The 21,353-nt window shown below is 74.3% G+C and carries 14 protein-coding genes; 9 read left to right on the top strand and 5 right to left on the bottom strand.

Going from position 1 to position 21,353, the window contains the following annotated elements:
- The first annotated feature begins 224 nt into the window (after positions 1-224).
- Positions 225-3,209: a DEAD/DEAH box helicase gene (locus BJ982_RS31935; protein WP_239122833.1), complete on the top strand. Its 2,985-nt coding sequence runs from the start codon at positions 225-227 to the stop codon at positions 3,207-3,209.
- A gap of 44 nt (positions 3,210-3,253) precedes the next feature.
- Positions 3,254-4,084: an SWIM zinc finger family protein gene (locus tag BJ982_RS31930; protein WP_184886227.1), complete on the top strand. Its 831-nt coding sequence runs from the start codon at positions 3,254-3,256 to the stop codon at positions 4,082-4,084.
- A 41-nt stretch (positions 4,085-4,125) separates the two neighbouring features.
- Here BJ982_RS31930 and BJ982_RS31925 read toward each other — a convergent pair whose 3' ends face one another.
- Together BJ982_RS31925 and BJ982_RS39940 are read right to left on the bottom strand one after the other, a co-directional pair.
- A complete protein-coding gene (locus BJ982_RS31925; protein ID WP_184886225.1) occupies positions 4,126-6,663 on the bottom strand; it encodes a VIT domain-containing protein in 2,538 nt (845 codons plus the stop codon).
- Complete coding sequence (locus BJ982_RS39940) at positions 6,660-7,532, bottom strand: helix-turn-helix domain-containing protein (protein WP_184886222.1); 873 nt, start codon at positions 7,530-7,532, stop codon at positions 6,660-6,662. Before BJ982_RS39940 ends, BJ982_RS31925 begins: the two co-directional genes overlap by 4 nt.
- Positions 7,533-7,643: 111 nt before the next feature.
- On the opposite strand from BJ982_RS39940, the gene BJ982_RS31915 reads away from it, so the two are divergent.
- Positions 7,644-8,111 carry a Dps family protein gene (locus BJ982_RS31915; RefSeq protein ID WP_184886220.1) on the top strand — a complete coding sequence of 156 codons (468 nt, stop codon included), beginning with the start codon at positions 7,644-7,646 and terminating at the stop codon, positions 8,109-8,111.
- Between the two features lie 3 nt (positions 8,112-8,114).
- On the opposite strand, the gene BJ982_RS31910 is transcribed toward BJ982_RS31915, so the two are convergent.
- Together BJ982_RS31910 and BJ982_RS31905 are read right to left on the bottom strand one after the other, a co-directional pair.
- Entirely contained in the window at positions 8,115-11,384 is a 3,270-nt protein-coding gene (locus BJ982_RS31910; protein ID WP_184886218.1) for a KAP family P-loop NTPase fold protein, read from the bottom strand.
- Between the two features lie 419 nt (positions 11,385-11,803).
- A complete protein-coding gene (locus tag BJ982_RS31905) occupies positions 11,804-12,715 on the bottom strand; it encodes a bifunctional helix-turn-helix transcriptional regulator/GNAT family N-acetyltransferase (protein WP_184886216.1) in 912 nt (303 codons plus the stop codon).
- A 171-nt stretch (positions 12,716-12,886) separates the two neighbouring features.
- On the opposite strand from BJ982_RS31905, the gene BJ982_RS31900 reads away from it, so the two are divergent.
- The 3 genes from BJ982_RS31900 (at position 12,887) to thiI (ending at position 16,667) form a co-directional block, all read left to right on the top strand.
- Positions 12,887-13,894 carry a lactonase family protein gene (locus BJ982_RS31900; RefSeq protein WP_184886213.1) on the top strand — a complete coding sequence of 336 codons (1,008 nt, stop codon included), beginning with the start codon at positions 12,887-12,889 and terminating at the stop codon, positions 13,892-13,894.
- A gap of 228 nt (positions 13,895-14,122) precedes the next feature.
- Positions 14,123-15,148, top strand: a complete 1,026-nt coding sequence (locus BJ982_RS31895) for a 6-phosphofructokinase (RefSeq protein WP_184886211.1) — start codon at positions 14,123-14,125, stop codon at positions 15,146-15,148.
- Positions 15,149-15,446: 298 nt separating this feature from the next.
- Entirely contained in the window at positions 15,447-16,667 is a 1,221-nt protein-coding gene (thiI, locus tag BJ982_RS31890; protein ID WP_184886209.1) for a tRNA uracil 4-sulfurtransferase ThiI, read from the top strand.
- Between the two features lie 157 nt (positions 16,668-16,824).
- Here the strand turns inward: thiI and aroF are convergent, their stop codons facing one another.
- Positions 16,825-17,865 carry a 3-deoxy-7-phosphoheptulonate synthase gene (gene aroF / locus BJ982_RS31885; RefSeq protein WP_184886207.1) on the bottom strand — a complete coding sequence of 347 codons (1,041 nt, stop codon included), beginning with the start codon at positions 17,863-17,865 and terminating at the stop codon, positions 16,825-16,827.
- A 337-nt stretch (positions 17,866-18,202) separates the two neighbouring features.
- Here aroF and BJ982_RS31880 point away from each other — a divergent pair, with 337 nt between their 5' ends.
- The 3 genes from BJ982_RS31880 (at position 18,203) to BJ982_RS31870 (ending at position 20,924) form a co-directional block, all read left to right on the top strand.
- The gene (locus BJ982_RS31880; RefSeq protein WP_184886205.1) at positions 18,203-18,811 is read left to right on the top strand and encodes a molybdopterin-dependent oxidoreductase; all 609 of its coding nucleotides are present in this window, start codon (positions 18,203-18,205) and stop codon (positions 18,809-18,811) included.
- A gap of 42 nt (positions 18,812-18,853) precedes the next feature.
- The gene (locus BJ982_RS31875) at positions 18,854-20,041 is read left to right on the top strand and encodes a histidine kinase (RefSeq protein WP_184886203.1); all 1,188 of its coding nucleotides are present in this window, start codon (positions 18,854-18,856) and stop codon (positions 20,039-20,041) included.
- Positions 20,042-20,114: 73 nt separating this feature from the next.
- A complete protein-coding gene (locus BJ982_RS31870; RefSeq protein WP_184886200.1) occupies positions 20,115-20,924 on the top strand; it encodes a LytR/AlgR family response regulator transcription factor in 810 nt (269 codons plus the stop codon).
- Positions 20,925-21,353: the final 429 nt, after the last annotated feature.

The following is a 21,353-nucleotide window of genomic DNA, read 5'->3' as shown; positions in this document are numbered from 1 at the left end:
TTCTGCTATGGGCAGAGGACACTTCCCCCCGACACACCTTCGCGCACGACACCCCAGCACCACACATCCGTGCGAACGACATCTCAGCAGGCGACCCCTTCGCGAGGGACATCTCGGCGCAGGGCTCCCCGGCACGCGGCCCCTCCGCGCGCGTCGTGCGCGGGGAGGCGTCCGGGCGGGGGCGCCGGGGTGTGCGGGGGCATCCGTTCGCGGCTGAGGCGAGTGTGCTTGCCGCGGCGTTGGGGGAGGCCGCCGCCAGGGCCGTTGCCGTAGAGGCCACGCTGCTGTTGCCGGGCTCGGCCAAGGGGCCGCTGCCCTCGCCGGAGTCCGGGCTTGACGGTGCGGCCCGCGGCACCCGGGTCCTGCCTTGGACGGTCCAGGCGCTCGCTTTTCCGGCCGCGGGCGCGCTCACCCTGCTGGAGCGCCTGTCCTCGCCCCTTCCCGGCGAGCCGGGCGCGCCGGAGTGGGGGCCGGGCGCCGCGCTGCGCTACCTCGCCGTCGTGGCCGAGCACGCCGAGGCCCTGGTCAGGCGGGGCCGGGTGCTTCCTCAGCTGGTCATGGAGGACGGCGCGCACACCGCGCGCTGGGTGCCGGTGATCACCGGGGCCGACGCCACCGCCTTCCGCGAGCTCGCCGCCGCCATGCCCCCGGTGTGCCGGGCGGCGGTCGAGGAGCGTTCCTCTTCTCAGGTCCTGCGCGAGGCGCTCGGCGCGCTCGCCGACGCGGCGACCCGCCGCGCGCTTCCCGACAGGCTGCTGCGGGGCAACCGCGCCGGGCTGAGGAGCCCTCTCGCCGAACGCTGGCTGTTCGCCCTCACCGGCGAGGACCCGGACCTGCCCGGCGCCGGCGCGCGCGAGGCCGCGGAGCTCGGCGACGCGCTGCGCGGCTGGCTGGAGGCCGCCCGCGACCTCGAAGGCCCGATCCGCCTCTGCTTCCGCCTCTCCGAACCCCGACCCGAACCGGAACCCGGAACCGAAGCCGGGGCAGGGGGCGGACTCGGGAGCGAAGCCGGGGTGGGAGCCGGTGGGGATGGCGGAGTGGGAGCCGGACCCGCTGGGGGTGGGGACGCGTGGGAGTTGGAGTTCGCGCTTCAGTCTGTGGATGATCCGAGCCTGTATGTTCCGGCGTCGTTGCTGTGGGAGGGGACGCGCGTACCCGGGCTGCCTCGCCGGCCCGACGAGACGTTGCTCGCCGGGCTCGGGCGCGCCGTGCGGCTCTGTCCGGAGCTGCACACGGCGCTGCGCGACCCCAAGCCGTCCCGGATGATCGTGGACACGGCGTGGGCGTTCGGGTTCCTGCGCAGGTCCGCGCCCCTGTTGCAGGCCGCGGGGTACGGCGTGCGGCTGCCCGCGTGGGCGGGGCGCAAGGGGCTCGGCCTCAAGCTCACCACCCGTTCCCGCGGCTCGACGGCGGCGCGGGCGGTGGCGGGGCAGGGGTTCGGCCTCGGCGAGCTGGTGGACTTCCGCGTCGACCTGGCCGTCGGCGACCACACCATCGGCGAGGAGGAACTGGAGGAGCTGGCCCGGCTGAAGGTGCCGCTGGTGCGGGTGCGCGGCCAGTGGGTGGAGCTGGACGACCGCCAGCTCAAGGCCGCGCTGTCGGTGATGGAGCGGCGCCGCGCGGGCGAGATGACCGTCGCCGAGGTGCTCCGGGAGGTCGTCACCGGCGGCGACGAGGAGCTGCCGCTCGTCGGGGTGGACGCCGACGGCGCGCTCGGCGACCTGCTGTCCGGCGAGGCCGACCGCCGTCTCACCCCGGTCGCCACCCCCGCCGCCTTCAACGGCGCCCTGCGCCCCTACCAGGAGCGCGGCCTGTCGTGGCTGGCCTTCCTGTCGCGCATAGGGCTCGGCGGGATCCTCGCCGACGACATGGGGCTCGGCAAGACGGCCCAGACGCTGTCACTCATGCTGGAAGAGCGCGCCGCCGGGCCCGTGCCGCCCACGCTGCTGGTGTGCCCGATGTCCCTGCTGAGCAACTGGCAGAAGGAGGCCGCGCGGTTCGCGCCGTCCCTGCGGGTCTACGTCCACCACGGCGGGACGCGCGGGCGCGGCGAGGAGCTGGCCGCCGCCGTGGCGGGCGCCGACCTGGTGGTCACCACGTACGGCACGGCGCTGCGGGACGCCGAGGTCCTGCGGGAGTTCCCCTGGGGCCGGGTGGTCTGCGACGAGGCGCAGGCGATCAAGAACAGCGGCGCCCGGCAGGCGCAGGCCGTCCGCGCGATCCCGGCCCGCACCCGGCTGGCGCTGACCGGCACCCCGGTCGAGAACCACCTGGCCGAACTGTGGTCGATCATGGAGTTCTGCAACCCCGGCCTGCTCGGACCGGCCAAGCGGTTCCGCGAGCGCTACCAGGAGCCGATCGAGGCACGCGGCGACGAGCAGGCCGCCCGGGCGCTCAAGCGGGCCACCCAGCCGTTCGTCCTGCGCCGCCTCAAGACCGACAAGACGATCATCTCCGACCTTCCCGAGAAGCTGGAGATGAAGGTCTGGTGCACGCTCACCCCCGAGCAGGCCAGCCTCTACCAGGCCGTCGTCAACGACATGATCGCCAAGATCGACCAGACCGAGGGCATCGAGCGGCGCGGCAACGTCCTGGCCACGATGACCAGGCTCAAGCAGGTCTGCAACCACCCCGCCCACCTGCTCAAGGACGGCTCCCGGCTCGCCGGGCGCTCGGGCAAGCTCGCCCGGCTGGAGGAGCTCGCCGAAGAGATCGTCGAGGAGGGGGACAAGGCGCTGGTGTTCACGCAGTACGCCGAGTTCGGCGCCCTGCTCCAGCCCTACCTGGCCGCCCACCTGGACCGCCCCGTGCTCTGGCTGCACGGAGGGCTGCCCAAGAAGCGGCGCGACGAGCTCGTCGAACGCTTCCAGCACGACGACGAACCGATGATCTTCCTGCTGTCGCTGAAGGCGGCGGGCACCGGGCTCAACCTCACCGCCGCCAACCACGTGATCCACGTCGACCGCTGGTGGAACCCGGCCGTGGAGGACCAGGCCACCGACCGCGCCTTCCGCATCGGGCAGACGAGGAACGTCCAGGTCAGGAAGTTCATCTGCGCGGGCACGCTGGAGGAGCGCGTCGACGAGATGATCGAACGCAAGAAGGCGCTGGCGCAGAGCGTCGTCGGCGCGGGTGAGGACTGGATCGCCGACCTGACGACCGAGCAGTTGCGCGAGCTGTTCCGGCTCGGCCCCGAGGCGGTGAGCTGAGGTGCGGCCGGTGACCGCGCCCCGGCCGGGGAAGGAGGACTGACATGCCGGTCGGCAAGGACGGATGGTTCGACGCGGCGGCGCCGATCCGCGTGGAGGGCGGCATCCGGGCGCGCGGCAGGCGCGGGTCCCTCGGCGAGCAGTGGTGGTCGCGCCGGTTCGTCGACATCCTCGAACGCGTCTGCGACCCCGGGCGTCTCACGCGGGGACGGTCCTACGCCAGGAAGGGCCAGGTCCTGGAGATCCACCTGGAGCCGGGCGTCGCCCGCGCCCGCGTCCAGGGCTCGCGGCCCGAGCCGTACGAGCTGTCGATCAGGATCGGCGCCTACGGCGAGGCCGCGTGGGAGGCCGTCCAGGACGCCCTGGCCGGCGAGGCGCTGTACCGGGCGGCGCTGCTGGCGGGTGAGATGCCCCCCGAGATCGTCGAGGTCTTCGACCGGCTCGGCCTGCCGCTGTTCCCGTCCGAGCTGGACATGGAGTGCTCCTGCCCGGACTGGGGCCTGCCCTGCAAGCACCTGTCGGCCGTGCTGTACCTGCTGGCCGAGTCCTTCGACGAGGACCCCTTCCTCGTGCTCGCCTGGCGCGGCCGGGCCAGGGACGCCCTGCTGGACGCGCTGCGCGGCGCCGGCGAGGAGGAGGTCCCCGCAGACCCGCTGCACGTGGACGACGTGCCGTTCGCCGAGCGCACGGGGGACTTCTACGGCCCCGCGGTCCCGCCGGGACGCCTGCGCCCGCGTCCCGCGCCCGCCGGCGCGCCGCCCGAACTACTGCTCCGCGCCCTGGAGCCGCCGCCCGTCAAGGTGCGGCACATCCCCCTGCTGGACATCCTGCGCCCCGCCTACCGCGACCTCGGCACCCGCGCCGACGGCCCCTGACCCCGCGCCCGTCCGGGGCGCGGGGTGCGAAGCCCCCTTGATCAGGAGCGCTTCCAGAAGGACGGCCGGAAGCCGCGTCCGCGCTCCCCGCCCACCGGGCCGCCGGGCTCGCCGGCGACGGAGCCGGGCAAGCCCGGGTCACCGAGAACGCCGGGGTCGTCGGGGCCGAGAACGCCCGGAGCGCCGGGCCCGCCGCCGTGCCCGGCGGTCAGCTCGGTGAGCAGCGCGTCCGTCCGGCGCCAGAGCGCGTCCACGTCGGCGTCCGGGGACGTCTCGCACGCCGACAGCTCCGCGGCCAGGGCGGCGAGACGGTCCTCGCCGCCGAGGTAGGACACCAGGGCCGCCAGGCGGCTGCCCAGGTCGGCCAGGTAGCGGCGCCGCTCCAGGCCGGGCAGGGACGCGGCGGCGCGCAGCCGGGTCAGCTCGGCGGCGAGCTGCGGCCGGACGGTGTCGGGCGACAGCCGCACCGGCGGGGGCGGCGCCGGGGCCGCCTTGGGGCTCGGCGCGCGGAAGAAGGCCCTGCCGCGCGCGGCCCCCGGACGCGGGCTCGTTCGCGGCAGCGGGTCCAGCCGGTCGGGCACGTCGAAATCGTCCTCGTCGTCCGGCACCCTGAAGATCGCGGGCGCCGCCGACGCGAACGCCATCGGGGCGGCCGCCGCCATGGGCGCGGCCGGGGCCGGCATGTCCCAGCCGCTCGGCATCTCCACCGGCTGGACCACCCGGTGCCGGGGCTCGCCCTCGGCGACCACGCGGGTGTCGACGGCGACGAACGCGGTGAACCGGCACAGCACCCCGTGCCGCAGCGACGTGGCGACGATGTCGTGCTCCAGCCCGTGCTCCCCGGTCGCGTAGCGGTCCTCCAGGCGGCGCAGGTGCGCCCTGGCCCAGATCGCCCGCGTGGCCGTGCCCGCGGCCGGCGTCCCGGTGAGGCGGTGCTCCCACGGCCGCCCGTCGGCGGTCAGCCCGTGGACGGTGATCGCGCCGCTCGCGGGGCCGCGGAACCGTCCCGAGACGGTGAGCGGCACCCCGGAGTACAGGGAGCCGAGGTGGGTGACGGTGGCGGGCAGCACGTCCAGGCCCTCGGCCTTGAGGGTCAGGCCGGTCACCAGCGGGGAGCCGATCCTGCGGTGGATGTGCTCCATGGCCTCGTCCAGGCGGTCCTCGGACTCGACCAGCTCGCAGCGGCCGGCGCCGAGCCCGGCGAGCCTGCCGAGGAACCCGGCGTTGACGGCACGGTCGATGCCGACGGTGTGGACGCGGACGGCGGCCAGCTTGGCGCCGAGGCGTTCCAGGATCTGGTCCTCGTTGCCGACCTGGCCGTCGGTGACCAGCACCAGCACGCCGTCGCGCGCCGGGTCGGCCAGCAGGCCGAGCCCTTCCTCCATCGGCTGCAGCAGCTCGGTGCCGCCCCGGGCCTCCAGGCGGGCCAGGTGTTCGACCGCGCGGTACCGGTTGCGGTCGGAGGCGGGCACCAGGCCGGGGTCGAGGCGCTCGGGGCGCTCCACCACCGAGTCGAACGACAGCACCGCGAACCGGTCGGCGGAGGTGAGCGTGTCGACGATGCGGGCCGCGGCCCGGCGGGCGGCGACCATCTTCCACCCGGCCATGCTGCCAGATCGGTCCAGCAGCAGCACCACGTCGCGTGGCCGCCGCTCCCCGGCCTCCTCCCGAGGCGGCAGGACGGTGAGGGAGAAGGTGCCGTCCCCGTCCTCCGCGTCACCTTCGCCGGGTACGGCCCCGGCCGCGTCCTCGTGTCCGGCGTGCTCCGTGGCCTCGTCGGGAACCAGAGCCAGGGCGGCGGAGGCCGCGAACTCCAGGCGCAGCACGAAGTCCCGGTCCAGCCGCTCGCCCGGCCGCAGCCGTACGGTGTCCCCTTCCTGATCCACCTCGTGCAGGCTGGACCGGATCGCCGTCAGGTCCAGCCCCGCCGGGTCGACGCGGGCGCCGAGCTCCAGCCGCACGGGGTTGGGGAAGCCGGGCAGCAGCACCGGGGGAGTGATGCGCGAGGCGTCGGGCACGGCGTCGGTGTCGGGCGCGACGCCGTCCCCGGCGGAGCGGTCGTCGAGCGGCGCCCCGGGGATGTACCGGGGGGCCACGACGAGGGGGAAGCGGAACGTCGCGGCGCCGTCCTCGTAGGGGAGCGGCTGGCTGAGCGACAGCTGCACGGTCACCCGCTCGCCGGGGAGGATGTTGCCGACCCGGATCGTGAACACGTCCGGGCGGTCCTCCTCGGCGATGGCGGCCCTGCGGCCCTCGGCCAGCGCGCGGTCGTAGTCCCGCCGGGCCTGGCCGCGCTCCTTGAGCACTCCCTCGACGACGCGGTCGGCGGCCTCCATGCGGAAGGACGTCACCGCGGCGCGGTCGGGGAGCGGGAAGATGTAGGTCGCCTCCAACGGCACGTCGTAGGGGTTGCAGAACCCTTGGGCGACCTCGACGCCCGAGGTCAGGCCGGTGATCAGGGCCTCGACGCCGACGCTCTCCAACGGGAGGTTGCCCTTGCCGGTCCGCAGCGCGCCCAGCCCCGCGTCGGGGAGCGGCGCGTACTCACCGGGCTTCAGCGGGGTGATCGGAACAGTCATGCGTGCATCCCTTCGGACGGGCCGGGCCCGGGACGGACGGGGCCGGGGTGGGCGGTTTCCGCGCCGGCCTCCGCGCCGGCGGTGATGTCGTCGGGGGCCGGGGACGGCGCCGCTGACCGAGGCGGGGCGGGGGATCGGCGGCGCGCGGCGAGCGCGGCCAGCAGGGGGCGCGCGGCCTCGCGCAGCGCGGCGACCTCGGCGGGGCCGGGCGCGGGGCCGTCGAGCAGCAGCGTGACCCCGGGCGCGAGCCGTACCCCGTGCACCAGCCGGTCCGAGAGCCCATGGTCCGGCGGGTGCGAGACACCGCCTCCGAGATCGTCCGTGAGACGGTCGGCGGGACCGACGCCCGCGCCGTCCGTGAGACCGGTGGTGAAGCCCTCGTCGGCGTCGTCGGCGTGCGGACCCTGGGCGGGCGCGGACGGCGGTGCCGGGCGCTCGGCCCAGAACCGGGCCCGCGCCGGGGGCGGCGACGTGGGGACGTACTTGGGGGCCCGAGGATCCGGGGGACTCTGCGGGGACGGCGCCGGGTGAGGCATGTCCACGGGCGGGGCCAAGGGGACGGCCGGGCGGGCGATCGTCTCCAGCGTCCCGTCGGTCGCGCCGGCCAGCTCGGCCTGGATCTCGGCGATCGACCGGCCCTCGGCCTGGCGGCGTTTGACGGCGAGGAGCTGGAGCAGGTGGCGCCTGCCGTACAGGGCGACCCGGCCGCGGCGGGTGAGCGGCGGGTCCAGCAGGCCGATGGTCGTGTACCACCGGATCAGCCGCTCGTTGGGAACGTCGCGGACCCGGCCATTGGGGCGGCGCGTCGCGGGGCCGAGCAGGTCCGCCGCCCGCTCCGCCAGCTCGCCGATGGTCCAGGTGTCGCTCATACCTCCATAGTGACACTGCAATCATTACAGTGTCAACGTTTAGGATGCCGCAGACCGGTTAGGGCGAAATACGTAAGAGGCCACAAATGACTCTTGAGGGGGAGAATCTTCATGGCCCACATCACCAGCCCGCTGCCGGCCGACAAGCAGAAGATCGTCGGGGAGGCGCTGCAGGGCGCGCTCATCGATCTCCTCGACCTCTCGCTCGTGGGCAAGCAGGCCCACTGGAACCTCATCGGGCGGAACTTCCGCTCGCTGCACCTCCAGCTGGACGACATCGTCTCGCTGGCCCGATCCAGCGCCGACTCGGCGGCGGAGCGGGCGGTGGCCCTCGGCGTCAACCCCGACGGGCGGGCCGCCACGGTCGCCCGCGACACGCGGGTGCAGCAGCTCGGCTACGGCTACATCGAGGACGCCAAGGTCATCGAGGCGTTCACCGAGATACTCGGCTCGATGATCGCCCGGATGCGCGAGCGGATCGAGGCGACCGACGACGCCGACCTCGTCACCCAGGACCTGCTCATCGCGGTGACCGAGGAACTGGAGAAGCACCACTGGATGATCCAGGCGCAGCGCTGACGCTCACAGCACGTCGCGCGCGAGACCGGAGACCGAGGGCGGAGCGGACAGCAGGGCGCGCAACGCGTCCCAGCGCGCCGTTCCCGCGCCGGCCTCTCCGGTCAGCCCCGCCTCGCCGAGGGCGCGGGCCCATTCCCGGTGCCCCCGGCCGGACGCCGCCCGTTCGAGCCGCTCCAGCACGGTGCGGCCGCGTCCGCGCGCCCGCCGGGGCTCCGGCGAGGGGCGGGGAGGAAGCTCGGAGGCGAGCAGGGTCAGCAGGTGCGGCCAGCGCACCGCCAGCACGGCCAGCTTGGCCACCTCGTCGTCCGTCGCCCGCGGCCCGCCCGCCAGGGCGCGCCGGTAGGTGACGAACGAGTAGAACCGGAACACGTTGACGTACCGCTTCAGCTCGCGCGGATTGGTCAGCGTGAGCGCGGGGAGCACCCGCTCGATCGCCGCGCAGGCGTTCTCGTCGCTGTAGATGTCGTCGTAGACCCGATCGGCCGCCAGCCGCGCCGCCGGACCCAGCCCGCCGATCGCGTCGCCGGAGGCCGCCGGGAAGGCAGGGGAGGCGGTGGCGACCCGCCGGGAGCCGGCCCGCGACGGCGGTCCTTCTCGCGCGACGACCTCGTCGGCGGAGGCGACCCGCCGCCGGGAGCCGGTCCGTGACGGCTGGAGGCGTCCGCCGAGCCGATCCTGAGCGCCGACGACATCGCCCGTGGAGGCGACCCGTCGCGAGGAGGTCGGCCACGGCGCGAAGACGATCCGGGCGCGCCGCGAGAACAGGCCGGTTCGCGGCGGCGACACCGGCCGGCCGGGACCGCCGACGGTGTCCTGCACGCGGCGCGCCACCGCGTCCAGGTCCTCCGCGGTGGGGTGCAGGGCCCGGATGGCGGCCTCCATGCGGTCGACCAGTTCGGGATCGGGCCGCTCGTCCGGCGCGGCGGGGCCGTCCCCGGGACGGGCACGCGGTGGGACGGCGGGGACGTCGAGCAGGGAGCGCAGGTAGGCGGGCACGCGGTCGTCGTCGTCCAGCAGCGGCACGCTCAGCGGGAGCTGGACGATCTTCTCCAGGAACCGCCAGCCGAGCCCGGACCGCTCCGCGCCGCCCGGCGCGGCAGGCGGCAGACCGCCCGCCAGGTCCCGGTAGGCGGCCTCCACGTGCGCCGCCACCACCTCCGGCTCCATGGCCAGCACGAACACGCAGTTCGGGAACTCCCCGGCGAGGAACAGGTTGATCGCCTCGATCACCTGTGCCACCGTGCCCGGCGAGCACCGGTCCAGGTCGTCCACGAACACCACCAGGGGACGCTCCTCGGTCGCGACCATGCCGAGCACCCGCCGCATGTCCGTCTGCACCAGGTGCAGGAACCCCGTCCGCGCCCGGTACCCGGGATCGGGCGTCAGGTCGCCCGCCGGCAGGTCGGGCTGGCGCACCAGACCGCGGAAGGCGGTGTCGGCCGACTCGCGGAAGAACCCCGCGAGCCGCACCGCCGCCGCGGCCAGCACGATCAGCGGCCCCCCGGCCCCGGCGGCGGCGGCCGTCCCCCGCAGCAGGGCGGCGGCCGAGGGCAGCAGCGCGCCGGCCGCCAGCGAGGCCCCGGTGAGCACCAGCGTCGCCACCAGGGCCAGGACCAGCGGCAGCAGGCGCGTCGCGACCAAGCCGTAGGCGCGCCTGCGCACGGCCTCCCTGTCGACGCGCGACAGGTTCAGCGCCAGCCAGAACCGCTCACGCTCCCCGCGCGGCAGGCGGCAGGTGACCTGGCTGATGATCTCGTGCGCCAGCCCCGCCCACACCTGCTCGCCGTTCTGGTACATCCACGGGTTGAACCACACCGTCGGACGCCAGTCCGCGGGCCGCAGCGGCAGCTCCCCGGGCACGGCCCGCACGGCCGCGTCCGGCTCGGGCCGCCTGGCCAGCGCGAGCACCTCGGCGTTGGTGACCTTCCCCCGGCCTCCCGGGCCCAGGTGGATCTCGGTGGGACGGCCCTCGGCTGCCCCCGGGTCCAGCACGTCCTGGATCATCCGCATCAGCGAGGTCTTGCCCGCGCCCCACGGCCCTTTGATGCCGATCGTGAGCGGCGGCCGGGTGTCGGGATGACGGACGAACGCCGCGACCGCCTCGGCGTGGACGCGGTGGCCGAGCCGGTCGCGCAGGGTCCACCGGTCGCCGGTGAGCCGGGTCCGGGGCCGCACGGGCCGCCGCGCCGCCCGCCACCGGCGCAGAATCGCCGACACGTGCGCGGGCTCTCCCGGCTCCAGCCTTCCCGCCGCCGCGTCCCGGACGACCGGCCCCGCGAGCGCCCCCTCCGCCCCGAGCAGCCCCCAGCCCCGCAACTCCTCCACGGCCTCGCCTGCGGCCCCTCCCGCGGAGAAGGGGCCGGCGGCTCCCGCGCCAGGGGCGGTGGGTGGCGGGTGTTCGTCCAGGAGGAGTGCGGCGATCTCGTGGGTGAAGGGCTCGTCGTCGGGGAGGAGCGTGGAGCGGCGCAGCAGTCGCCGGGCGTCCGCCCCGAGGTGGACGTCGTAGACGCGGTTCACGAGTTCGGCGGCCGAGGCCGGGGGCACCGTGTCGCCGAGCGCGGCCAGGCGGGCGAGCGCGGGGCCGAACGCCGCGCCGAGGTCGCGGGCGGTCCGGCGCGGGGAGGCCACCCCGACCCGCTCGCCCTCGCCGTAGGTGAGCAGGAACGGCCGGCGGTCGCCGCCCAGCGTGGCGCAGCGCTCCTGGGCGTACCGGAACAGGTCGCCGACCGAGATCGTGCCGTCGTGGTCGAGGTCGGCCTCGCCGGACAGGACGCCGTCGGCGAGGATCGCGGTCAGCGGCACCGGGCGGGCCGGCCGTCCACCGGGGGCCATGGTCGCGCTGGTGGTGAGGGCCGCGGCCGCCGCCACCGGCTCCCCGCGCACCGGCAGCCGGCCGGTGTCCTCGTGCGGCAGGCCGGGGCCCGCGGCCACCAGCCAGCCGAAGTCGACGACCAGCAGCAGTGCGGCGCCGTCGGACCGTTCGACGCGCCGGGCGAACTCCTCCATCAGAACGCCGAACTCGCGCCGTCCCCATCCCGCCTCGGTGGACCAGCGCACGAGGAGCAGGTCGCCCGGCTCCACGGCGTCCAGGAAGGCCCCCACCCGCCGGTGGTCGGCGGCGTCGCCCTCGGCCGTCTCGACCGCGTACCCCTCGGTGGCCAGGGCGTGCGCGAGCCTGCGCGCCGCCCCCGGCTCCTCGCGGTCGAGGAACACCAGGGCCTTGCGCGCCCTGATCGTCGGGGCGGACGGCGTCGAAACGATCATCGAGGTCATCGGCGGCTCCCAGGGCCGGGCGGCGGGGCTCGGGCGCCCCTGGACCTCCGGCCGCGCGACACGGCGCTCACCCGACGATCCCAGGCGACCGGGCCGACCCTAGACGCGACGCGAGCACCCCCGCCGAACCCCTGCTCAAGCCTTGCCCACCCCTTGGCGAAGCACGGCGAAAGCCCTTGTCCAAACGCCTCCGAACCGCGCTGACCGACCCCGGCCCCAGCCACCTCGGCCCCACCACCCCGGGCCACCGTCAGGACCAAGAGCCCGGCGACGCCACCCCGGACCCGCGATCCAGGCTCATCCCCATGGCCCGGATCTCGGGCTCATCACCCCCGGCCCACCCTCCCCGCGCTCAGCGAGGCCGGGCCGCGGGCCGGTCGCGGAAGTCGGGCTGCGGGGGTTACCGGGGGTCTCTGAGGTCAAAGGTCTCGGGACCAGTTCTGGCGGGTGATCTCTGCGCCGTGCGCGTGCTCGCGGTGCTGCTCGTCCAGTTCGAAGCCTGCCCGCTGGTAGATGCGGCGCGCGGCGGCCAGCACCTCCACGGTCATGAGGACGATCCGCGTGTAGCCGGCGCGCCGGGCGAAGGACAGGCACTCCTCGACCAGCCGCGCGCCGATGCCCATGCCCCGGGTGGACGGCTCGACCAGCAGCAGCCGGAGCCGCGCCGTCCGGTCGTCCTCGCGGACGCACATGATGGACCCGGCGGGCTCCCCTTCGACCTCGGCGATCCAGCACGCCTCGCGCTTGGGGTCGTGGTCGCGGACGTATCCGGCGACGATGTCGGCGATACTCGCCTCGAAGGTCTCGTCCCAGCCGTACTCCTCGGCGTACAGCACGCCGTGGCGGTGGACGATCCAGCCCAGGTCGCCGGGGCGCGGCGGCCGGATCACGTACGGCTCGCGGCGCGGGCCGCCGTCGAGGATCCGCCGGATCGCGGCCATGGAGGACGTCAGCCGCCGCCGCTCATCCCCGGTGAGGGGGGTCAGCAGGCCCCGCACCTCCGAGGCCGAGGCCGCGTCGAGCGCCGCCGAGACGTCCGCGCCGTGCGGGGCGAGGCGGACGACCTGCTTGCGGGCGTCGGCGGCGGAGCGGGCGCGGGTGACGAGCCCGCCGTCCTCGAAGCGGGCCAGCATCCTGCTCAGGTGGCCGGCGTCGAGGCCGAGCAGCCGCCGCAGCTCGCCGGTCTCCATCTCTTCGCGGCCGCGCAGCTCGAACAGCACCCGGGCCTCGGTCAGCGAGTACGGCGTGTCGTGCATGCCCGCGCCGAGGACGCCGATGACGCGCGTGTAGAAGCGGTTGAACGCCCTGACCTCGGCGACGAGATCGTCCATTCATTGCTCCAATCAACGAATTCGTTGACTCAGTCAAGCATGTGGCGATCGCGGACGCCAGACCCCCGCGACACGGCGACCCGCCCCGGGCGCGCAGGAAATCCGTCAGGAGAGCGACGTTCCGGCCGCGAAGGGTGATCAAGGACGGGTCAGGGCGCTATCGTCGGTGCCATGACTTCGGGGACTGCGGGCGACGTGCTCTACATCGGCGGCTACACACCCGACACCGGAGGGTCCGGCACCGGGCTCACGGTCGTCCGGCGCGGGGACGGAGCCCTGACCGCGCTGGCGGAGGTGGCCGCGCCCGGCCCCTCCTTCCTGGCGCTCCACCCTCGCCTGCCCGTCCTGTACGCGGTGCTGGAGCGCGAGGAGGGCGGGGTCGCCGCCTACTCCGCCGACGCCCGGGGCCCGCGCCTGCTCGCCGACCACACCAGCGGCGGCTCCTACCCCTGCCACCTCGCCGTGGACCCGACCGGCTCGTGGCTCGCGGTGGCCAACTACGGCGACGGCACCGTCGCGATCCACCGTCTCGGCGAGGCCGGGCTGTTCGACGGGCCGCCCCGGCTGTTCCCGCACCGGGGCCACGGGCAGGACCCGGCCCGGCAGGCCGAGCCGCACGCCCACCAGGCCACGTTCGGCCCCGGCCGGGTGCTGCACGTGACCGACCTCGGCACCGACGAGGTCCGCCGCGTCATCCTCGGCACGGAGCCCGAGCCGCACCCGGAGGGCTCCGCCCACCTGCCGCCCGGCAGCGGTCCCCGGCACATGGTCCACCACGAGGGCCGCTGGTACGTCGTCGGCGAGCTGGACGGCATGATCACCGTCCTGGACGCGGACTGGCGCGAGGTCGCCCGGGTGCCCGCCAGCGGCACCTCCGGCCAGAACCACCCCTCCCACGTCGAGGTCTCGCCCGACGGCCGTCACCTCTACGTCGCCAACCGCGGCCCCGACACGATCGCGGTGTTCTCGCTCGGCGGCGAGGCGCCGTCCCTGGTGGCCGAGTCCAGCGCGGGCGGCCTGTGGCCCCGCCACTTCGCCGTGGCCGGCGACCGCATGTACGTGGCCAACCAGCGCTCCGACCTGGTGGCCACGCTGGCGCTGCGCGACGGCGTCCCGGAGGTCACCGGCGAGGAGTTCAAGGTCGGCAGCCCGTCCAGCGTCCTGGTGGCGCGCGCCTGACGGCCCCTCCCGCGGACCCGGGCGCGGACCGGCGCCCGAGTACGGTACGGTCTAAGCGCTTGGTCTAGACCAATGTGCGCGCCTGCGGCACAATGCCTTGCGGTGGCGGCCGCATCGGCGATGCTCGACGTCCCGGTGACCTGGCAGGACTCCGGCGGCGCCGACCTTTTCCGGTGACCGCGGAGAGCACCGTAGTCTGACTGTGAACCCCATCGGGAGGAACCCGCCATGCGTATCGGAGTACTGACAGGGGGCGGCGACTGCCCCGGTCTCAACGCGGTCATCCGTGCCGTCGTCCGCAAGGGCGTGGGCGTCTACGGCCACGAGTTCGTCGGCTTCCGCGACGGGTGGCGTGGCCCGCTTGAGGGCGACACGATGCCGCTGGAGATCCAGAGCGTGCGCGGCATCCTCCCGCGCGGCGGCACCATCCTCGGCTCCTCGCGCACCAACCCCATCAAGATCGAGGGCGGCGTCGACCGCATCAAGGCGAACCTCGCCTCCGGCGGGGTGGACGCCCTCATCGCCATCGGCGGGGAGGACACGCTCGGCGTCGCCAAGCAGCTCTACGACCGGGGCGTCAACGTCGTCGGCGTGCCGAAGACCATCGACAACGACCTCAACGCCACCGACTACACCTTCGGCTTCGACACCGCGGTCAACATCGCCATGGAGGCCATCGACCGCCTGCACACGACGGCCGAGTCCCACCACCGCGCGCTGATCTGCGAGGTCATGGGCCGTCACGCGGGCTGGATCGCCCTGCACGCGGGCATGGCGGCCGGCGCCAACGTCATCCTCATCCCCGAGAAGCCGTTCGACATCGACAAGGTGTGCGAGTACGTCGAGAGCCGCTTCAAGATCAGGTACTCGCCGATCATCGTCGTCGCCGAGGGCGCCCACCCGATCGAGGGTCAGCTCGCCCTGCAGGCCGGCGAGCTCGACGCCTTCGGCCACGTCCGCCTCGGCGGCATCGGCGAGGTCCTCGCCCGTGAGATCGAGAAGCGCACCGGCAAGGAGGCCCGCACCACGGTCCTCGGCCACGTGCAGCGCGGCGGCACCCCGAGCGCCTACGATCGCGTGCTCGCCACCCGCTTCGGCCTCCAGGCCATCGACGCCGTCAACGACGGCGACTTCGGCAAGATGGTCGCGCTGCGCGGCACCGATATCGTCCGCGTCGGGCTGGACGCGGCGACCTCCGAGCTCAAGACCGTCCCGGCGTCCCGGTACGAGGAGGCCGAGGTCTTCTTCGGCTGACGGGCCCCGCCGCCGCGCGGCCCTGCCGTCGCCCCCGGCCGCCACCGGCGCCCGGGGGCCGGCGCTGTCAGGGCTTGGCGGGGCTTTCCGGCGGCCGGCGTGAGAAGGGGAAAGGGCGGGCGACGGTGGCCGCCCGAGCCGCGGGGGCGGTCTGTCACCTTCCGGTGAGGCGGTCGCGTGCCGTCCGGCGGACCGGCAGGCGGTCATCCGGGATAAATTGAGTGGTGCCCGCAGCCCGGAACGGTCCGCCGCCCCGGCGCGCGTCCGGCCTGACCCTCACGCCCCGAAAGGCAAGTCCATGTCCGTCGTGCCCCCCTCAGCGCTGGGCGAGCCCTGCGTCCTGCTGAAGCTGGGCGAGGTCGTCCTCAAGGGCAGGAACCGCGAGCTGTTCGAGCGCCGCCTCCAAGCCAATATCAAGTCGGCGCTGAAGGAGTCCGGGCTTCGCGTGGACCTGCGCCAGCGGCACGGCGTCATCGCGATCCTGTTGCCCGAGGGCACGAGCGTGGAGGTCGCCGACACCGTCGCCCGGCGCCTCACCGACGTCATCGGCCTCGTGTGGATCCACCGCGCCTGGCGCGTCGCCAAGGACCCCGACGCCGTCACCGCCGCCGCGCTGGAGCTCGTCGCCGGGCGCACCGAGGTGATCGAGCGGCGCGCCACCTTCGCCGTGCGCTCCCGCCGCCGCGACAAGCGCTTCCCCCTGCGCTCCAACGAGCTCGACCGCCTCGTCGGCGGCGAGATCAACGACAAGTACGGGCTGCCGGTCCGGCTGAAGAACCCCGAGCTGACCGTGCACATCGAGGTCGACAGGGACGAGGTCTTCGTCTTCACCGACGGCATGCCCGGCCACGGCGGCCTGCCCGTGGGCATCAGCGGGCGTGGCCTCGTGCTGATGTCCGGCGGCATCGACTCGCCCGTGGCGGCCTACCGCATGATGCGCCGCGGCCTCGACCTGGACTTCCTGCACTTCTCCGGCATCCCCTTCACCACCTCGGAGTCGATCTACAAGGCGTACGCGCTGGTGCGGGCGCTCGGCAAGTTCCAGACGAGGACGCGGCTGTTCGTGGTGCCGTTCGGCAAGGCCCAGCAGTCCCTGCGCAGCTCCGGCGCCGACCGGCTGCAGGTCGTCGCCCAGCGCCGCCTGATGCTCAAGACCGCCGAGGAGGTCGCCCACCGGCTGCGGCGCGACGTGCTGGTCACCGGCGACTCGCTCGGCCAGGTCTCCTCCCAGACCCTGCAGAACCTCACCGCCCTGGACGACGCGGTGGGAATGCCGATCCTGCGTCCGCTCATCGGCATGGACAAGACCGAGATCATGGCGGAGGCCCGCCGCATCGGCACCCTCGCCATCTCCGAACTCCCCGACGAGGACTGCTGCACCCTCCTGGCCCCCCGCCGCGCCGAAACCCGCGCCAAGATCGCCGACCTCCGCCAAATAGAGAAGCGCCTGGACGCCGAAGAACTCGCCGTCCAACTCGCCGCCTCCATCCAGGAGTACAAACTCGAAGACCCACGCTGACCGCCGTACCTGCACGGGTGGCCCCACCCGCACGTTCGGTCTGGGCGCGGGCGTGAGCGAGGGGCGGGTGCTTGGCCGGTGTGGCGGCGCGCGAGGCTCCTTGGGGTGAGGGGGTTCGGGCCGCCACGTGGCTGTTGACGTGTCCTGCCGGGTGCTTCTACGCGACCGGGGTCAGGTCCGCGGTGGCGGGGAGGCGGTTCATGAGGGGGGCGAAGGTGTCGATCACTGTGGCGAGTTCTTCCAGGTCCTCACGGACCAGTGCCTGGGGGCCGTCGCACAGTGCGCGTTCGGGGTGGGGGTGCACGTCGATGATCACACCGTCGGCGCCGGCGGCGATGGCCGCGCGGCTGAGGGGCATCACCAGGTCGCGGCGCCCGCCCGAGTGGGAGGGGTCCACGATGACGGGGAGGTGGGAGAGGCGCTGCGCCACGGGGACGGCGGAGACGTCGAGGGTGTTGCGGGTGGCGGTCTCGAAGGTGCGGATGCCGCGCTCGCAGAGCACGATGTCCAGGTTGCCGCGCTGGGCGATGTACTCGGCGGCCATGAGCCACTCCTCGATGGTGGCGCTCATGCCCCGCTTGAGCATGACGGGCCTGCCGGCCGCGCCCACCGCCTGCAGCAGCCCGAAGTTCTGGGCGTTGCGGGTGCCGACCTGCAGCATGTCGGCGTAGGAGGCGACCAGGTCGACGTCGTGGGCGTCCACGACCTCGGTGACGATCGGCAGCCCGGTCTCGGCGCGCACGTCGGCCAGGATGCGCAGCCCGGCCTCGCCGAGCCCCTGGAAGGCGTACGGCGAGGTGCGCGGCTTGTAGGCGCCGCCGCGCAGCAGGCCCGCCCCGGCCGCCCGCGCCATCAGGGCCGCCTCCAGCGTCTGCTCAGGGGTCTCCACCGCGCACGGCCCGGCGATCAGCGTGAGCGTCCCGGGGCCGATCGGCACGCCGCCCACGCGCACGGTCGAGCGTTCGGGGTGGTTCTCTCTGCTCACGAGCTTGTAGGGCGTGCTGATGCGCACGACGTCCGCGACGCCGGGCATGCTCTTGAGGTTGAGGGTGGCGAAGCGGGTGACGTCCCCGACCAGCCCGATGATCGTGCGGCTGACGCCGCGGCTGACGAACGCCTCGCCGCCCGCCGCGGCGATCAGCGTGACGATGCCGTCGGCGTCCTGCCGGGTGGCGCCGGGACTCATGACGATGACCATGGTGGATGCCCTTTCTGGGTGATCCGCTCTTGTCGTGGACCGTGCTCTGTGCTGATCGCCTGACCGCCGTGCCGTCGTTCGTGGCCCCGGAAACGCGAAGGCCCCGGGTCCGACGGACCCGGGGCCTTCGATCACGTTTGCCTCAGCGCAGCGTCTGAGGGCGAACGGCCACCTCCCAGGGTCCGTCGCCATACCAAAACTCATACACGCTACGCATCGCCGGAAAGTCTAACGCATCCGCGCGGCCCGACCGGCGGCCCGGCCCCGCATCGGCGCCGAGTCCGTCAAGTGGGGTGCCGATGACCCGCCGTCACCACCGCGATGGCAGGATTGCTGCGTGCCGGATCCAAGCGAGGAAGACCGACTGCCCCCCGGGCAGCACGTTCCACGCGGCCGCCCGGTCATCCACTACGGCCGGGTCCCGCAGTTCCGGCCGGAGCGCTGGAGCCTCCTGGTGTTCGGGGCCACCGCCTCGGGCGAGGAGGCCCGCTTCGGCTGGCCGGAGTTCTCCGCGCTGCCGCGTGTCACGGTCCTGGCCGACTTCCACTGCGTCACCAAGTTCTCGCTCATGGGGAACGAGTGGCGCGGCGTCTCGGCGGCCACCCTGATGCGCGCCGCGCCGCCCGCCGAGGGCGTGAGCCACGTCATGATCTGGGGCGAGTACGGCTACAGCGCCAACATTCGCATGTCCGACTTCGCGCGCGATTCCACCCTCTTCGCCACCGAGTTGGACGAGAAGCCGCTGAGCTCCGAGCGCGGCCACCCCGTGCGCATCGTGGTCCCGCACCTGTACGCGTGGAAGAGCGTGAAGTGGGTGCGCGCGGTCGAGTACATGATCGAGGACCGCCGCGGGTTCTGGGAGGAGCGCGGGTACCACAACGTGGGCGATCCGTGGCGCGAGCAGCGCTACTCCTACCAGGAGGACGCCGGCGACGGTCCTTCGTAGTTCGGGCACGATCACGTTAGGTGACCCATTACGGTTGCCGGCATGCTCGACACCGGCTGGCCGCTGCTGTGCGCCCTGAGCGGGCTGCTCGCCTACGTCCTCGGCCGCCGCGGCGCCGTGGCGCGCGGTGGCGCCTCGCGGGACGACGCCTTCGCGACGCTCCACGAGGCCGCCATGGCCGCCCCCTACCTGCGCGCCGGCCTCGCCCGCGACGCGGCGCGCAGGGCCGTGCGCCACCTGCGCGCGCTGGTCGGGTCCTCCGCGCTGGCCGTGACCTCCCTGGACCAGCTCCTGGCCTGGGACGGCGACACCGAGCCCCCGGGCGAGGAGCACACCCGCGACCTGCTCGGCCACGTCCACGGCGTCCTGGCGGGCGGCCGGCCCTACCTGGTCGCCGGCGACGAGCTGTTCTGCGAGGCCGAGGACTGCGCCGTCCGCGGCGCCGTCGTCGTCCCCCTGACCGTCGACGGGCGGGTCATCGGCGCGCTCGCCGCCTACGACGCCGAGGTGGACGCCGCGCTCGTCCGCGCCGCCACCGAGGTCGGCCAGTGGGCGTCCGGGCAGCTCGAACTGGCCGAGCTCGACGCCACGCGCCGCCGCGCCCTGTCGGCGGAGACGCGCGCCCTGCGCGCCCAGATCTCGCCGCACTTCGTGTGCAACTCCCTGACCACGATCGCCTCCTTCACCCGCTCCGAGCCCGACCACGCCCGCGAGCTGCTGCTGGACTTCGCCGACTTCGCCCGCCACGCCCTGCGCCGCGCCGGCGACTTCACCACCCTGTCCGACGAGCTGACCTGCGTCGACCGCTACCTGCTGCTGGAGCGTGCCCGCTTCGGCGAGAAGCTGCGCTTCGCCGTGGACGTCGTGCCCGAGGTGCTGCCCGTCCCCGTGCCGTTCCTGTGCCTGCAGCCCATCGTCGAGAACGCCATCACCCACGGCATCCGCCGCCGGGGCGGCACCGGCGAGGTCAACGTCGTCGTGCGCGACGCCGGCGGCGAGGTGCACATCACCGTCGAGGACGACGGCGCCGGCATGGACCCGTGCCGGGTGCGCGAGATGCTGCACGGCGGCCCGCCGAGCGGTGAGGGCGGCGGCATCGGCCTGGCCAACGTCGACGTGCGGCTGCGCCAGATCTACGGCCAGGACTACGGCCTCACCATCGACACCGCCCCCGGTGAGGGCACCACCGTCCGCATGCGGGTGCCGAAAATGCGGCCAAGCCATGACTAAACACGGCTGAACGACTACGCCGCGTGAAGATGGGTCTTGCCCGGGGGCCGGTCGTGGCGGCACCGTGTGTGCCATGCTCCGTGTCTTGGCGGTCGACGACGAGGTGCACGCGCTCTCCGAACTCGCCTACCTTCTCCGGCGGGACGATCGCGTCGAGGAGGTCCTGACGGCCTCGGACGGGGTCGCCGCGCTGCAGGACATGGTCGCGATGATCGGCGCGGGGGAGCGGCTGGACTGCGTGTTCCTCGATATCCGCATGCCCGGCCTCGACGGCCTCGACCTGGCCCGGCTCATCGGCGCGTTCCCAAGCCCGCCGCGCCTGGTGTTCGTCACCGCGCACGACGACCGCGCGGTGCAGGCCTTCGAACTGGAGGCCGTGGACTACCTCCTCAAGCCACTGCGCCCCGACCGCGTCGCCGAGGCCGTCCGGCGGGTGGAGTCGGCGACCTACGGCACGCAGGCCGCCGAGGCGCCCATGGACGATGTGATCCCCGTGGAGCTGAGCGGGCGCACCAGCTTCGTCCCCCAGCATGCCGTGGCCTACGCCGAGGCCAGCGGCGACTACGTGCGCCTGCACACCGCCGAGGGCACACACCTGGTGCGCATGTCCCTGGCGGCCCTGGAGCGCCGCTGGGCGGCCTCGGGGTTCATCCGGGTGCATCGCAGCACGCTCGTGTCGGCCCGGCACATCACCGAGATGCGCTTCGACGACGGCCGGATGGTGCTGCGCGTCGGCGCCACCACCTTGCCGGTGAGCCGGCGGCACGCCCGGCGCGTCCGCGACCAGCTCGTGCGGCAGTTCCGCCCCGCCCCGCCCACTCCGCCCAGCCCCCCGTCCCTCCCTCCGCCCGACGGGCCGGAGGACGGGCCAGGGCACCCCTAGCCCCCCCCGCGGCGGACCGCCCGCACAGGCGGCCTGGCCTGGTGGCGAGCCCCCTGCGCGCCGTTCGGCGACGTCGGCGCGCCGCTCGTCGCGGACGGGCGATCCGTACGGCGCGGGCCGCGAGCCGTTCGGCGAGAGGGGGGCGAAGCGGCCCCCGTGCCGCCGATGACCCAGCGTAATGTCATCCGCGTCACCAGGCCACACTGCGTAACCGGAGAGCTCGCCCGCGGGGACGGGCGGATCCCGGCTACGCGGACCCACGGCGCCCGCCTGTCTTCCGTACCCACGCGCGAATCAGGCGGCCGCCCACCGCCGCCGGGCCCTCACCGGGGGGTAGGGCCCGGCGGCCGCGGCGTGGCGGGGTGGTCGCCCTTCGGCGTCCAGGTCGACGCGGTGATCCGGCCCAAGGGGGGCGGCCGGATCACCCAG

This window comes from Sphaerisporangium siamense (genome assembly GCF_014205275.1).
In the GTDB taxonomy this organism is placed as follows: domain Bacteria; phylum Actinomycetota; class Actinomycetes; order Streptosporangiales; family Streptosporangiaceae; genus Sphaerisporangium; species Sphaerisporangium siamense.
The sequence above is the reverse complement of the archived record's forward strand: the minus strand, read 5'-3'. Positions and strand labels throughout refer to the sequence as shown.

What these genes read in the sequence shown, in the direction of transcription:
- aroF (WP_184886207.1), bottom strand. Translation starts at nt 17,865, where the DNA reads ATGGTCATCGTCATGAGTCCCGGCGCCACCCGGCAGGACGCCGACGGC.
- BJ982_RS31900 (WP_184886213.1), top strand. Translation starts at nt 12,887, where the DNA reads ATGACTTCGGGGACTGCGGGCGACGTGCTCTACATCGGCGGCTACACA.
- BJ982_RS31895 (WP_184886211.1), top strand. Translation starts at nt 14,123, where the DNA reads ATGCGTATCGGAGTACTGACAGGGGGCGGCGACTGCCCCGGTCTCAAC.
- BJ982_RS31870 (WP_184886200.1), top strand. Translation starts at nt 20,115, where the DNA reads ATGCTCCGTGTCTTGGCGGTCGACGACGAGGTGCACGCGCTCTCCGAA.
- BJ982_RS31905 (WP_184886216.1), bottom strand. Translation starts at nt 12,715, where the DNA reads ATGGACGATCTCGTCGCCGAGGTCAGGGCGTTCAACCGCTTCTACACG.
- BJ982_RS31910 (WP_184886218.1), bottom strand. Translation starts at nt 11,384, where the DNA reads ATGACCTCGATGATCGTTTCGACGCCGTCCGCCCCGACGATCAGGGCG.
- BJ982_RS31915 (WP_184886220.1), top strand. Translation starts at nt 7,644, where the DNA reads ATGGCCCACATCACCAGCCCGCTGCCGGCCGACAAGCAGAAGATCGTC.
- BJ982_RS31925 (WP_184886225.1), bottom strand. Translation starts at nt 6,663, where the DNA reads ATGACTGTTCCGATCACCCCGCTGAAGCCCGGTGAGTACGCGCCGCTC.
- BJ982_RS39940 (WP_184886222.1), bottom strand. Translation starts at nt 7,532, where the DNA reads ATGAGCGACACCTGGACCATCGGCGAGCTGGCGGAGCGGGCGGCGGAC.
- BJ982_RS31930 (WP_184886227.1), top strand. Translation starts at nt 3,254, where the DNA reads ATGCCGGTCGGCAAGGACGGATGGTTCGACGCGGCGGCGCCGATCCGC.
- thiI (WP_184886209.1), top strand. Translation starts at nt 15,447, where the DNA reads ATGTCCGTCGTGCCCCCCTCAGCGCTGGGCGAGCCCTGCGTCCTGCTG.
- BJ982_RS31875 (WP_184886203.1), top strand. Translation starts at nt 18,854, where the DNA reads ATGCTCGACACCGGCTGGCCGCTGCTGTGCGCCCTGAGCGGGCTGCTC.